The 13034-nt window shown below is 34.3% G+C and carries 14 protein-coding genes; 12 read left to right on the top strand and 2 right to left on the bottom strand.

Annotation, left to right across the window (positions count from 1 at the left end; genetic code table 11):
- Positions 1–153 precede the first annotated feature (153 nt).
- The 5 genes from BU804_RS08800 to BU804_RS08780 all read left to right on the top strand — a co-directional run bounded on the left by BU804_RS08800 (position 154) and on the right by BU804_RS08780 (position 5414).
- The gene (locus BU804_RS08800) at positions 154–1086 is read left to right on the top strand and encodes a DMT family transporter (RefSeq protein ID WP_075883781.1); all 933 of its coding nucleotides are present in this window, start codon (positions 154–156) and stop codon (positions 1084–1086) included.
- An 83-nt stretch (positions 1087–1169) separates the two neighbouring features.
- Positions 1170–2201, top strand: coding sequence for a tetratricopeptide repeat protein (locus tag BU804_RS08795; protein WP_075883780.1), 1032 nt, complete (start codon positions 1170–1172; stop codon positions 2199–2201).
- A 47-nt stretch (positions 2202–2248) separates the two neighbouring features.
- Positions 2249–3520: a DUF4864 domain-containing protein gene (locus BU804_RS08790; RefSeq protein WP_075883778.1), complete on the top strand. Its 1272-nt coding sequence runs from the start codon at positions 2249–2251 to the stop codon at positions 3518–3520.
- A gap of 7 nt (positions 3521–3527) precedes the next feature.
- Positions 3528–4106: a 16S rRNA (guanine(966)-N(2))-methyltransferase RsmD gene (rsmD, locus tag BU804_RS08785; protein ID WP_075883784.1), complete on the top strand. Its 579-nt coding sequence runs from the start codon at positions 3528–3530 to the stop codon at positions 4104–4106.
- Positions 4107–4436: 330 nt separating this feature from the next.
- Positions 4437–5414, top strand: coding sequence for a hypothetical protein (locus tag BU804_RS08780; RefSeq protein ID WP_075883776.1), 978 nt, complete (start codon positions 4437–4439; stop codon positions 5412–5414).
- A gap of 84 nt (positions 5415–5498) precedes the next feature.
- Here the strand turns inward: BU804_RS08780 and BU804_RS08775 are convergent, their stop codons facing one another.
- Positions 5499–6701: an MFS transporter gene (locus BU804_RS08775; protein ID WP_075883775.1), complete on the bottom strand. Its 1203-nt coding sequence runs from the start codon at positions 6699–6701 to the stop codon at positions 5499–5501.
- Positions 6702–6969: 268 nt separating this feature from the next.
- Here BU804_RS08775 and BU804_RS08770 point away from each other — a divergent pair, with 268 nt between their 5' ends.
- From BU804_RS08770 to BU804_RS08750, 5 genes are all read left to right on the top strand, one after another.
- Positions 6970–7464 carry a hypothetical protein gene (locus BU804_RS08770; RefSeq protein WP_075883774.1) on the top strand — a complete coding sequence of 165 codons (495 nt, stop codon included), beginning with the start codon at positions 6970–6972 and terminating at the stop codon, positions 7462–7464.
- Positions 7465–7497: 33 nt separating this feature from the next.
- Complete coding sequence (locus tag BU804_RS08765; RefSeq protein WP_075883773.1) at positions 7498–7938, top strand: hypothetical protein; 441 nt, start codon at positions 7498–7500, stop codon at positions 7936–7938.
- Positions 7939–7966: 28 nt separating this feature from the next.
- Positions 7967–8599, top strand: a complete 633-nt coding sequence (locus BU804_RS08760) for a hypothetical protein (protein ID WP_075883772.1) — start codon at positions 7967–7969, stop codon at positions 8597–8599.
- A 116-nt stretch (positions 8600–8715) separates the two neighbouring features.
- Entirely contained in the window at positions 8716–9576 is an 861-nt protein-coding gene (gene bufB, locus BU804_RS08755; RefSeq protein WP_075883771.1) for an MNIO family bufferin maturase, read from the top strand.
- Between the two features lie 6 nt (positions 9577–9582).
- Positions 9583–10479: an HvfC/BufC family peptide modification chaperone gene (locus BU804_RS08750; RefSeq protein WP_075883770.1), complete on the top strand. Its 897-nt coding sequence runs from the start codon at positions 9583–9585 to the stop codon at positions 10477–10479.
- Between the two features lie 7 nt (positions 10480–10486).
- Here the strand turns inward: BU804_RS08750 and BU804_RS08745 are convergent, their stop codons facing one another.
- The gene (locus tag BU804_RS08745; RefSeq protein WP_075883769.1) at positions 10487–11125 is read right to left on the bottom strand and encodes a hypothetical protein; all 639 of its coding nucleotides are present in this window, start codon (positions 11123–11125) and stop codon (positions 10487–10489) included.
- A 178-nt stretch (positions 11126–11303) separates the two neighbouring features.
- On the opposite strand from BU804_RS08745, the gene pgeF reads away from it, so the two are divergent.
- The gene (pgeF, locus tag BU804_RS08740; protein WP_075883768.1) at positions 11304–12074 is read left to right on the top strand and encodes a peptidoglycan editing factor PgeF; all 771 of its coding nucleotides are present in this window, start codon (positions 11304–11306) and stop codon (positions 12072–12074) included.
- 36 nt (positions 12075–12110) lie between these two features.
- Positions 12111–12758, top strand: a complete 648-nt coding sequence (locus tag BU804_RS08735) for a histidine phosphatase family protein (protein WP_075883767.1) — start codon at positions 12111–12113, stop codon at positions 12756–12758.
- Positions 12759–13034 lie beyond the last annotated feature (276 nt).

Below are 13034 nucleotides of genomic sequence, written 5' to 3'. Positions count from 1 at the left end.
GAAGAAGGATATACTGAGTATAAATTTTTCGAAATTAATCTCATTAAAGAAAATTTTTATTCAAAAAAGCTCTAAAGCAAAGGATCCGGCAAGAAAAACAATCTTGCAACCTCTGCTGTTTATATTAATAAATGAAATGAATTAATAGGTTTTATGTTCTACGTCATTCTTTTGTATGCTTTATTTGCAAGTGTTTTCACGATTGCTAAAACAGGATTGGAATATTCTCAACCTTTTTTCTTGGTAGGAACCCGAATGTTATTAGCTGGATGCCTTTTATTAGGTTATCAAAAAATTGTGAATAAGGAACACTTCTCATTTGATAAGCAAACTTGGTGGCGTATTGTACAACTTGCGGCTTTTAACATTTATTTAACAAATGTTTTTGAGTTCTGGGGATTAAAATATCTCACATCATTCAAGACCTGTTTCATTTATAGTTTATCTCCATTTTTATCAGCTTTGTTTTGCTACACCCTCTTCTCAGAAAAATTAACAGCAAAAAAATGGATGGGATTATTAATTGGATTTATGGGTTTTCTGCCTATTTTAATGAATCAAACATCTTCGGAAGAAGCAACCGGCCATCTGTTATTTTTCTCTTGGGCAGAATTATCTGTCATGATGGCTGCTATTTGCAGTGTTTATGGATGGATTGTTCTGATGCAATTAGTTAAAGAAAATAATCTTTCTCCTATAACCGCTAATGGAACAAGTATGTTTATAGGAGGGGCATTTGCTCTTTGTCATTCATTATTGGTTGAAAATTGGTCACCTATTCCCGTTACAAACATACCTATTTATTTAGAATGTACTTTCCTACTCATTTTGATTTCCAATCTTATCTGTTATAATCTTTATGGAACTTTATTGAAGAAATACTCAGCAACTTTTATTTCTTTTGCTGGTTTCACAACTCCTCTCTTTACAGCAGTATTTGGATGGGTTTTCTTAGGAGAGGTAGTGACTTGGCCATTTTATATTTCATTTGGAATAGTTTTTTTAGGGCTAGTTTTATTTGATAAAGAAGAATTGCAACAAAGCTATCGAGGAAAATTGCTTTCTCAGCCTCAATTGTCCGAATAATAAAAATTTTCAAAAAATATTTGCTTAAATTTTGTCAACTAATGATATAAAAATTTCTTAGATATCAGGAAAATCAGAGGGTTATGGCTGCTGAAAAAGAAATTATACTAGAATTTGATAGAGAATTTTATAAAAATCGTACGCAAGCGCTTATGGAGCCTGCAATAGAACAATTTTTACGTGTTATCAAATCCTATACACTATTTAATATCTTTTTTCTCAGTTTACTCTCAGCGGAAATAATTTATTTTTTTATCCATCTCACTTTTTTAGCGCAAACATTTGTTTTAGCAATTCATTTAGCATTAATTGTGGCAACAATTTTTTCTTACTTTACTTTGAAAGTTTATTTTGAGAGTCGGAAAACAGAGCAATTAATGGATTTAAAATCTGATTTTATTCATGCATGTGAATTAAATATTCAAGATTTAGAAGATTCTCCAGAATATCATCTCACTATTGCCTATGCCTGTTGTCGACTAGCCGCAGATTTACATGGTAAAGAATATGTCATTTACCAAGTTCCTTTTAGACTAAATTTTTTATTTCCGATGATTGAAAAAATAAGTTGCTGGTTTCATTGGCAAGATGTTCATACGATGAAAGAATTATTGCTTCAAGGATGTATTGAAGAGCACATCAAGTTAGTTAGACTTGAACCAACTGATCTAGAAGCTCATACAGGACTTGCTAATGCTTATGTCATGTTATCTGGACTGTATGTTGATCCTAGAACTATAGAGGGTTTAGATGACGATCGATGGCTGCCAGCCACTAAATACAACGAATCTTTTCAGTTAAAATTTAGATACATTGCCGAACGAGCTATTGAAGAATTTAAAATTTTAAGTGATTATGCTCCTCAAGATCCATGGGTTCATGCCCAGTTAGCTTATAGTTATCATGATCTTCAAATGCCCGAAGAAGAAATCAAAGAATATGAAATTATTTTGCAATTATGTCCTGAGGATAAAGAAACCTTATTTAAACTGGGTAAACTTTATTTTGAACAGGGCTTAAACGCTAAAGGGCTGCAAATTTACGAAATTTTAAAAAAATCGAACTATAAAAAAGCAGAAAGTTTAATCCATTTTTATGGCGCCTACGCGATCTAAAAATTTGTTATATTCAGATAATTGTATTCATAAAGGAAAATGACGTTATGTTTTGTTCGCAATGTGGCACTGAAATTGGTAAAAATGATCAATCTTGTCCTTCTTGTGGAACCCCTTCTCATAAAAGTATTTCTGACGCATCTGCTACAATTTCCTCTTCTCAGTCCGTCAAAAAGAAAAAAATGCCTCTTTGGTTTAAAATTTTAATTGGGGTAGCTTTTTTATTACTCGTTGGAGTCACGGGAGGGATTTTATTTACAGAAAGCCTTGTCGATGTCATTGATAATCAATTAGAGGCTCTTAGAAATAACGAGATTTCCAAAGCTTATTATGAATATACTTCAAAAGAATTTCGAGCAGCAACATCACTAGATCAATATCGTCAATTTGTAGAGTCTTATCCTGCTTTTTTAAACAATCACTCTGCTCACTTTACGCAACGCGCCATTAAAAATAATATAAGTACATTAAAAGGAAACCTCTCATCTCAAAACCACATTCATACTCCTGTAGAATACAAATTGATCAAGGAAGATGATAAATGGAAAATTCTTAGTATCCGCTTACTTCAATCACTAAACCCCTCTACAGAAAAAGCTTTATCAAATGCTCAAGGCTTAATTAACGTTGTTCAAAACCAACTTCAATTAATTCAAAATAACCAACTTTTGAAGGCATATGAAGAATATTCTGCAGAGGAATTCAAAGAAACAACTTCAAAAAGTGAATTTGAAAATTTTGTGAAGCGTTATCCCATTTTACAGGATTATCAAACAGCCTCATATCATAAACGGAAAGTAAGTGATGGAATAGGAACACTTGCTGTCATTCTGCAAACAAATCACTTGGCCGCTTATGTTAAGTATTATCTTGTTTACGAAGACAACGCATGGAAAGTTTGGAGTATGCGAATCCTATCTCCAGAAGAAGGTGCTCAAGAGTCTCGTCAGCATGCAAAAAAAAATCCTAAACATTTGCAAACAACAAAAATGAGTTTTGGTTCTTATCATTTAGGATCTTCAGTTAATAAAGAAGGATCCATTGATCATCCACAAACAGAATTTAAAGGGGATTTGAAAGATCTTTATATTGATCTAGAAATAGATAATGCGGCTAAAAACAGTGTGATTCAGTTAAATCTTCAACATTTAGAAAGTGGGACATCGATCCCGGCGAAAGCAATTATTGAAGAAGAGGGGGATACCCTATTGATGTCTGTTTTTACTCCTCCATCAGCTGGCTGGCCAAAAGGACATTACAGACTAATTATCACCACCTCTTCCGGTTTGAATAAAATTATAGATTTTAATGTTGAGTAATTCCTTTATGTATATCATTACAGGACTATATCGCCATAAACGCTTAGTAACCCCTAAAGACGATTTAACACGTCCAACAGCTAGTCGCTTAAGAGAAGCTCTTTTTAACATTTGTCAAAACTTTATTGAAGAAACAGCATTTCTTGATTTATTTGCTGGATCAGGAGCGATAGGATTTGAAGCTTTAAGTCGAGGAGCCAAATCAGCAACCTTTATTGATTCCAGCAAAGAAGCCTTAAAATGTCAGCAAAAAAATGCCTCCCTTTTAGGAGTCGAACAACAATGTCAACTATTATATGGAGAAGTATTTACTCTTTTAGAATACCTCAAAAAACAACAAAAACGTTTTAATATCATTTTTGCCGATCCTCCCTATGCTAAACAGGTCTATGCAAACAAGCCTTCTTATAGCGAGAAAATTATCCGTTGCATCGATACAAGTGACTTACTAGCAGAAAAAGGAAGTCTTTTTATTGAAGAAGACAGTCGTTTTCCTCCCCAATTGAACGATTTAAAAAAACTTCAACTCATTAATAGCAGAAAAATAGGGCATTCTTCTCTACAACGTTATTCATTCATAAACTAGAATAATAAAATGACTTCGCTTTTTCCACTCTGATTTGAAATTGATTAGATTGAAATGAAGAACAACTCATCTTTTCAATTTATTAGAGTGCAAATCTTGATTGCTCTTATTGCAGTTGTAAGTCAGTCTGCAAATAAAAAAATCCTCACTATAATTTAGTTTTTTTATCTCACTAATAAACTTCAAAAAGTGATTATCTATTTAAATTTTTGAAATTTTATTGCTTTATTTTAGCACTCTACATACAAGTGATGTATTCAAAAGATGTTTAATTCCAGGCGAGCGTAAGAAATTTATCTACCTCGCGTTAATTTGAAAAGGAGACGATTCATGTTTAGATCTCTGGTCGCTTTGATGGCCATTTGCCTAACGACTTTATCTACGTTGTGTATTGCAAGTTATCAACAAAGTGTGGAAATGGGTATAGGTTGGAGACGAGATAAGCTGAATTGGAAGTTAAAAAATATAGAGCCAGGTCAGATTTCTGGAAATGTGGATTCCCATATACAATTTAAAAAACTTGAGTTGTACATGGCTTATGCAAAAGCAAAATGGATCGGCTCAAAATATTATGTGCGTTTATCTGCTGACTACGGAACATCTTTCAAAGGAGAAGCAAGAGAGCATTTTCAGTTGGATACACCCTTATTAAACAAAGATATTTTAGTAAATACACATGATCCTATTAAAAAAAGAAGTGAAGTCTACGACTTTGACATCGCCACAGGTTATCCTTTAAGTTTCTGTCACGGACGTTTGAATGTGGTTCCTTTAATCGGTTTTTCTTTTCATCGCCAACATTTAAGAGTTAAAGGAAAAAAAGATTCTTCCTCTTCTTCGTCTTATTTTTCTCCTATTTCTTCCTCTAACCCACTCTATGGTAATGACTCTAATCCTTTTGGAAAACCATCCAGTGACTCAAATCCCATTATCGCCAACAAACTGGGACTTAATGTATCAAGACGGACAAGTACTTACCGTTTTAACTGGTATGGATTTTATTTAGGCACTGATATCGCCTACGCTCTTGATAAAGAATGGACTCTCTATGCAGAATTAGAAGCCCACTGTTTAGATAGTTGCCACCGTAAAAGAGAATCTTGGACGGGTGTGTATTTTGTTGATCATTACCATCGTAATCGTTGGGCTTGGGGTTTCAATACAAATTTAGGAACAGCCTTTTGTTTATCTAATTGTTGGTATGGAAAGGTTTCCTTGGATTATAAGTGGTTGAAATCTCATACTCGTAAGGATGAACTTAAATGGGAATCGGTTGGAATCAACGCAGCATTGTCCCATTCTTTCTAAGTCCATCTTAGCTCGATGTGGAATTCCTCATTCACATCGAGCTAAACCAAATTTCTGAAATAGCTGTTAAAAAATGAAGATTGTTTAACAAGGAGAAAAAACTAATTCTTGTTCTTCTTTTGGAAGAGAGAATGTTGCATAAATTTGAATGAGGAATAGTAAACCAAGCACAGCCAACGCTTTGATAGGTGCATAATTCTCAAAAAAAGCTGTCATCAACCCAACCGATCCTGGACCAATTGCTTCAGATATACACCAAACCATCCCCATTAAAAAAGCACTGATAGATCCTGCCTGCCCAGGTGCATAGCGTACACCAAGCGCAATTCCAATCGGATTCACAAGCGTCAATGAAGCTCCTAAAATAAAAAGTAATAGGAGAGAAAGCCACATGGAAAAACTTCCAAAAAATAAGATAAAATAAAAAGTCGCACAACTGACTATCCCAGCGTATAAGATGACTTGCCGAGGAGAATATTTATCAGCTAAATAGCCAGCTGGCACCATCATACATGCTCCTCCCAAAATTAAGCATAGATGCCCTCCTCCATAATAAATCCATTCGGCTAAACCTAGGGTTTTTAAAGCATCTGGTAAAATAAAAATCATTCCCCATAAAATGGATTGGTTGGCCACTTGTACTAAATAAAGCATTCGCAAGGGAATATGACAAAAAAAAGCCTTAAAATCTCTTAAAATCCCCTTCTTTAAAGTATGCTGAACAGATTGTATCACCGGAAAACGATAAAAAATCAAAAAAAAGCTCAAAATAATGGCGGGAATGGCTAGTAAATACGTTTGGGCATTCATATTTTTATACACAAATAAAAAAATTAGTTGGCTAAAAGCAAGCCCTAAACTCCCTCCCGAAGCAAAAATAGCCATTAATAAGCCTCGCCTCGTTGGAATCAAACTTCCCATTAAACTGCCTGCAGCGGGATGAAAGCTACCTGAACCTAAACAGGTAAATAAATAAAGACAAAATAAAATCCCATAATGACTAAATTGGACTACAAGTGTACTAGCAACCACTAATAGCAATCCTAAAATCATTAAATGCTTTCGATAACCTCTGTCACTAAATGCTCCAAAAAATAATTGAGCTCCTTCCCCAATAAATGCTCCTGCTGCAACGACAAGGCCAGCTTTGGCGAAATCTAATTGAGCCATCGACTTATAGACAGGCCAAATTCCTAGCATTGTATCAATAAAAAAATGTGCTAACCATGTCAAAGCCAGTAATGGGGCTAACGATAATGGAATAGATTGTTTCGCAGTAAAAACCATACAAACCTTTTTCAAAATTTATCGAATAAAACAACAGTTTTTATTAGATAAATTAAATTAATATTATAAATATAATAAAATAATAATAAATTTTTTTAAATAAATTAATGATTAAACAGTTTCGATTATCAATTCAAAAAAACACTTTTTATCAAATAAAATTTCCAAATGATGATGGACAAAAAATTCTTATTGCTTTTATGGTCAGGTTAAATTCAAAAAATACTTATTGAACTATCCCCTTTTTTAATTGTACCATAGAGGCTTTATGAAAATTAAAAATTTAGCAAAAGCTGTTTTTGCAACACTTTTATTAGCCTCCGTTCAATCCATTAATGCACAAGCAACTTGTGGACAAGCATCAAGCTATCCTTCCAACTTAATCAAGGGAGATTGTGGCAGTCAAGTGAGTTTTGATTCTCAATCTCATTCTACTCAGAGTGATTTAGCTGATAATTATTCGTATGGATGTGACAATAGCCTTTACTCTTATAAAGAACATTCTAGAGGGTCTGAAACTAGCTATTCTTATCGTTCAAAACAAAGTTCTGACAGAATGAACCGTTCTAATAGATATTATAATACAAGTTTTAACGCAGGGAATTATCCCTCTGGGATAAGCAGCTATTCGGGAACAAGTACCGGCTCTGGAATTAGCAATGGATATCATAGCACCCCTAATGGCACTTATAAAACTGATCGTCGGTATTATGATCGAAATATCAAAGCTAATTTAGACGCTTATCATCAAATAAAGAGATAAGAGAACAAATATATTAACCTTTTGGAGGAAAAAATGGAAAACAAGAAAAAACAATTAATGAAAGCCGCTTTTACAGCTTTAGTATTAGCATCTAGCCCTGTTACTGCTCAGACAACAGATGGAACAGCGACTGATGGTTGGGTAACTTCTGAGACATTGCTTGCGACGGCAGGTTGCGGTGCAAGCGACGGTTCTCATGGTTGTGGTGCAGCTACTCCTCCTCCAAAAGAAACAAGTGCAAAAATAGACAACATATTAAACAATTCAAATCATACAACAGCATCTAATAACAACGGTAATACAGCTAAAAACAATTATAACCGATCTAGTAATTCAAATCTAGCAGATGCTACATCTAATACTAATAGTAACTGGAATACGTTACCAACGACAACAAATTCGATAGATGCCAAAAAACCCAATGGGATGAATACACGTGACGGAGTAACAACAAATCAGGCGACTAAAAAATAATTACAAATTAAATTATGCGAGGAAAGTTATGAAGAAAGGTCTAACTCAATCAGCTTTAGCAGCTCTGGTGCTCGCATCAGCTTTGCCTATTGTCGCTCAAGCTGATCAACATTCGCCAGAGTTATTACTTGCAGCGGCTAGCTGTGGAGCTTATTATCCTACACAAGGCAAAAGAGAAATTGCTGACAACTCTACTGGCACAAATTCCTATGCTGCGAACAATAATTCATACCAAATGAATTCAAATAGTAGCTATGAAAATATAAGCAATTCTTATAATGGGACAAGCACAAGTCCAGGAAATGATAGTGTAAGCACTCCTAATCGCAAGAATAATGACTGGAATGCAGCGCATAGCTCTAATCATTCTTATTCTCCAACGGGTACGCAGTATCAATCAAACGCTAATGGCTATCACAGTTATAACAATGCAGAAGAAGTTGATTATAACCATGCAACATCTGCAGTGTCTAATACAATCTCTGAAGAGCAATTAGTGAGTTCACTTAACAGTGAAACACGTAAGATCTATGATAACTTAAGTACTCAAGGTAAGGCTTTAGCAATTCAATTAGCTAGCCAAGGTAATTACCGTGATAAAAATTTGGCTGTTAAAGAAGCGCAAAAAAGAACTGAAAAAGCAGACGTAATGGTTCATTAATCTGTTTTGTCAAATAGATGCATGTGCGCGCCAGTAGTGGTTGCGCACATTTATTTTTTCTAAACAAATTTAAAAGCTGACAAGACACATTCAATGACTTTTTAGATAGGCAAAAAATGGCACCCCGTCAAATTCCAAATTTAGGCATTGGTATTGGATTACGTTTTCCCCATTTAGAAGATGTTTTTAAATTCAAGCCAGAAATCGATTGGTTTGAAATTATCAGTGAAAATTTTATGTTAGATGAGGGTAAGTCTTTAGAGTATTTACAAAAAATTTTAGAAAGCTATCCCGTAGTTCAACATGGGGTATCCTTGGCAATTGGAAGTTCTGCTCCTCTTGATTACGAGTACTTAAAAAAACTCAAAGCGCTCACTAAATTAACAAAAACTCCTTGGGTCTCTGATCACTTATGTTGGGGACACCAACCAGGCGCTCATTATCACGACTTACTTCCACTTCCTTATACACGAGAAGTCGTTGATTATGTAGCAGAAAGAGCTCGGATTGTTCAAGATTATTTAGAAATTCCTTTTGCTTTAGAAAATCTTTCTTCTTATGTGGCATTTACACAAGATCAAATGCCAGAATGGGAATTTTATGCTGCCATTGTAGAAAAAGCAAACATTTACATGATGCTAGATGTCAATAATATTTATGTTTCTAGTCGAAATCATGGATTTGATCCCAAACTTTACTATCAAAATATTCCCCTAGAACGAGTCATTCAAATTCATTTAGCAGGTCACCAAGATTTTGGAGATTATGTCTTAGATACACACGATCATCCCGTCAGAAATGAAGTCTGGGAATTATATGCAGAGATTTATCCATTGACTGGAGGAGTTTCTACTCTTCTTGAATGGGATGACAATCTTTTATCTTTTGAAGAAACTTGGAAAGAAGCTTTAAAAGCCAAGCAATTTCAAAAAAATATTTCTTCTTCTTTACCTCCTTCTTTAGTCAACTCTGTTTGAGGATAAATGAATAGGATTCGCAACTCAAGTTATAAACAAGTAAATATTCCAAGAGATCTTCAACTAATCCAGGAATGGTTTGCAAGTGTTATTACTACACCTTTAGCAAAAAATGATACGCTTCATTATAAAACTAAAAACGGAGATTTAATCTCCGAGGAAGCAAAAAACTATATTGCTCCAAGCCCTACGCTTCTTCCTCATCAATGCATACAAATTTATAATCAACAATACTGGTGGCGATTAATTAACATACTTTATACAAATTTTCCGCTTCTTGTACGTTTGACAGGTTGCAAAATATTTAAAGAAAAAATTGCAATCCCTTATTTATCGGAATGTCCTCCCAATCACTGGGCATTATCATTAGTAGGAGAGCGTTTACCGGACTGGATTTCTAAAAATTATAAGAGACCAGATCATTCACTGATAGAACAAGCTGTTCAACTTGACTGGGCTTTTACAGCTAGTTGGATTGCTTCTAAGCATATTCCTTTGAATCTCTCAGAACTCACCAAACAAAATCCGGAAGAGATTTTAAGAAAAACACTTTTTCTTCAGCCTCATATTCATCTTTTTAAATGGAATGTTAATTTATTTTTATTTCGAGAAGAATTAATAAAACAAGATATCCATTATTGGACGAATCACCGCATTCCCCTTCTTAAAAAAGAAGGGATTCATTACTACGTTCTTTATCGTACTGAAAAAAATATATTAGCGTGGAGAAAGGTGTTAGAAGGAGAGTTTTTTTTACTTCAACTTATTCAACAAGGCATAAGCCTTGAAAAAGCTTGCGAAAAGATTGAACAGCAAAGTACAAAACTTTACGAGCAAGCTTGCAATGATCTACAAAAATGGATCCAAAATTGGACTCAGCATCATTGGCTAATTGAAAAATGAAGAGGTCCTAGAAATAGACCCCAAAACCAGCCCCTAACTTCAAACCATCACAATTTAAGTGCTTCCAAACATGATTCCCATTAAAATCGTGTTTGCGTGAAAAATGAAATTGTTGGACAAAGTAATCAGCAAATAGATTAATAAACGTCGTTGGTCCTATTGTCCATCTTAAACCAACTTTTGCAACAACTCCTACTCCATGCTTTGAAATATGTTTTTTTAAGGAAGAAAAGTAAGAAGAATAACTGCTGTCCCGACTAAAATCTTCCCAGAGATGCTTTATATGCAAAAATGAATAACAAGCTCCAGCTCCCGTATAAATATCTAAATAATTTGTTAAAGGATAGGTAAACTTAAAGCCTAAAGTGAGGGGAAGAATATAAATTCGACTCTTTTGTTTAAGCATGCTATAGTCATCGCGCAAATTTCCTTTTTTATTCATCCAATTGATCCCTGCCCAAACTTCAAAGAGTGGGTGAACGCGTTTGGATGTTTCGACTTGGTAGTCAATTAAACAAGAAGAATAAACTTCTCTAAATTGTTTAGAAGAGGGTTGAAAATAAGCGCCTCGAACCTCTAAAGTCCAATCAGATGCACATAAGCAAATAGGAAGTAAAAGAAAAAGAAGGAAAGAATTAAATTTCATATTTTTCAACTTAAGGGTTAAATACTGACGTTATTTCTTATTTCAATCGAAGTTTGAGAAAATTTATAAATTAGCAGATCACAGAAGTCAATAGCATTTGTCTGTTACCCCGCAAAGTTTTGCCTTTTTCTTCATAAATTTTTTTACTCTTCAATAATAATAATCCTACTATGGTTAAATGATGCGACATTTCAAAGAAGATCGGCTCGAGTGGTTAGAATTTGAGCTTTTAACAGATATTCCTCGCTTAAAACATGCTGTTTTTCTACGTAAAGGGGGATATAGTGTTAATCCTTTTGATCAATTGAATGTGAGCTATTCTGTTGGAGACAATCCAATCTTAGTTGAAAAAAATCGGAGCTTGATTGAAAACAGTCTAAAAAATGGTACTCCTCATACATTTAAAATGATTCATGGGCATGCTTGTCATGGCCATCAAGTCGCTCCAGTGGAGTTCGATTCTCCTCCAACTATTCTGTTGACTGATGGTTTAACTTGCGCAACACCAGGCATTGCTTTAATGATGACCCATGCAGATTGTCAAATTGCTTTATTTTATGATCCTCAACATCACGTGATTGCGAATGTTCATGCTGGATGGAGAGGTAGTGTACAAAATATTTATGCGAAAACTATTACGCAGATGAAAGATCGGTTTGGATCTGATCCTAAAAATCTACTTGTTTGCATTTCCCCCAGTCTTGGCCCTGAGGAATCAGAATTTATTCATTATAAAAATGAATTTCCTGAAAAATTTTGGGAATTTCAATTTAAACCAAATTATTTTGATTTTTGGTCATTAACGGAGTATCAATTGCAAAAAGAGGGAATTCTTTTTCATCACATCGAAGTGGCAAGATTAAGTACATTTGCAAATCCAAACGATTATTTTTCCTATCGAAGAGAAAAAATAACGGGAAGGAATGCCACAATTATTATGCTTTTGTAAAAGTAGCCCTAATTAAAGTATTAAAAAGGCACATCAATGATAGATAAAAATTTATTTTGCGATATTTATTTAATCCGGCATGGAGAGACAGATTGGAACATGTTAGGAAAATTACAAGGGCATATCGATATTTCTCTTAACAGCTCAGGTAAAATCCAAGCTCGGAACCTTCAAAAGCAACTGAATCACATTAATTTTGCAGCAGCTTTTTCCTCTGATCTCAGCCGAGCGCGTCAAACGGCAGAAATTGTTCTCGAATCAAAAGATATTAAGATAGAGGAAACAGCTGTTTTAAGAGAGCGACAGCTAGGCGAATGGGAAGGTCAATCAATAGATGACCTAAAAAATTGGTTGCAAAAGAACAGTCAAATTGATTCTTTCATTCAAGAAGATTTTTTAGCCTACAAGTGGGATTCAATATCTGAAAACTATGCGGAAGTATTCAACCGTTTGTCTACGCTTGTTTTAAAGATCTCTCCCTTGTACTTAGGCTCTACAATTTTGCTTTCTTCCCACGGAGGATTATTACGCTCAGTCCTTTATCAGTTGGATTTTAAAAGTGAACTCAGATGGCATGTAGATAATTGTGGATTTATTAAAATACGTGCCAATAATAGAGGTGAAATGATTATTGCGGAATATCATGGGATTAAGACTTCAAGAGCCTCCTCTTCAACATTTTGACCTTATGAAGGAGTTAAAATCCGAATCCAATAATTGATCTTCATACTATCGATTAGAATTTGTGTCTGTTTGTTGAAAGGATAAAGATTTAAACTCAAATTTTTTCATTTTTTCAATAACTTTTTTTCTATCGTTGTTAGTAAAATTCCTGCCGATGGGTTTGTTTTATAAACGGCGAGAAGCTACTTAGAAACGGCTATTTTCAACTTTTCTTGTCGATCGTATGCATACAAGTTCCAAATGATCCTGCACCTAATAAAGACTAGATTTTCTCAT

Source organism: Candidatus Protochlamydia sp. W-9 (assembly GCF_001950615.1).
In the GTDB taxonomy this organism is placed as follows: Bacteria; Chlamydiota; Chlamydiia; order Chlamydiales; family Parachlamydiaceae; genus Protochlamydia; species Protochlamydia amoebophila.
The sequence above is the reverse complement of the archived record's forward strand: the minus strand, read 5'-3'. Positions and strand labels throughout refer to the sequence as shown.

Bases quoted from the DNA above. Each gene is read 5' to 3' on its own strand.
- BU804_RS08770 (WP_075883774.1), top strand. From the start codon at position 6,970: ATGAAAATTAAAAATTTAGCAAAAGCTGTTTTTGCAACACTTTTATTA.
- pgeF (WP_075883768.1), top strand. From the start codon at position 11,304: ATGATGCGACATTTCAAAGAAGATCGGCTCGAGTGGTTAGAATTTGAG.
- rsmD (WP_075883784.1), top strand. From the start codon at position 3,528: ATGTATATCATTACAGGACTATATCGCCATAAACGCTTAGTAACCCCT.
- BU804_RS08780 (WP_075883776.1), top strand. From the start codon at position 4,437: ATGTTTAGATCTCTGGTCGCTTTGATGGCCATTTGCCTAACGACTTTA.
- BU804_RS08800 (WP_075883781.1), top strand. From the start codon at position 154: ATGTTCTACGTCATTCTTTTGTATGCTTTATTTGCAAGTGTTTTCACG.
- BU804_RS08750 (WP_075883770.1), top strand. From the start codon at position 9,583: ATGAATAGGATTCGCAACTCAAGTTATAAACAAGTAAATATTCCAAGA.
- BU804_RS08760 (WP_075883772.1), top strand. From the start codon at position 7,967: ATGAAGAAAGGTCTAACTCAATCAGCTTTAGCAGCTCTGGTGCTCGCA.
- BU804_RS08745 (WP_075883769.1), bottom strand. From the start codon at position 11,125: ATGAAATTTAATTCTTTCCTTCTTTTTCTTTTACTTCCTATTTGCTTA.
- bufB (WP_075883771.1), top strand. From the start codon at position 8,716: ATGGCACCCCGTCAAATTCCAAATTTAGGCATTGGTATTGGATTACGT.
- BU804_RS08765 (WP_075883773.1), top strand. From the start codon at position 7,498: ATGGAAAACAAGAAAAAACAATTAATGAAAGCCGCTTTTACAGCTTTA.
- BU804_RS08775 (WP_075883775.1), bottom strand. From the start codon at position 6,701: ATGGTTTTTACTGCGAAACAATCTATTCCATTATCGTTAGCCCCATTA.
- BU804_RS08795 (WP_075883780.1), top strand. From the start codon at position 1,170: ATGGCTGCTGAAAAAGAAATTATACTAGAATTTGATAGAGAATTTTAT.
- BU804_RS08790 (WP_075883778.1), top strand. From the start codon at position 2,249: ATGTTTTGTTCGCAATGTGGCACTGAAATTGGTAAAAATGATCAATCT.
- BU804_RS08735 (WP_075883767.1), top strand. From the start codon at position 12,111: ATGATAGATAAAAATTTATTTTGCGATATTTATTTAATCCGGCATGGA.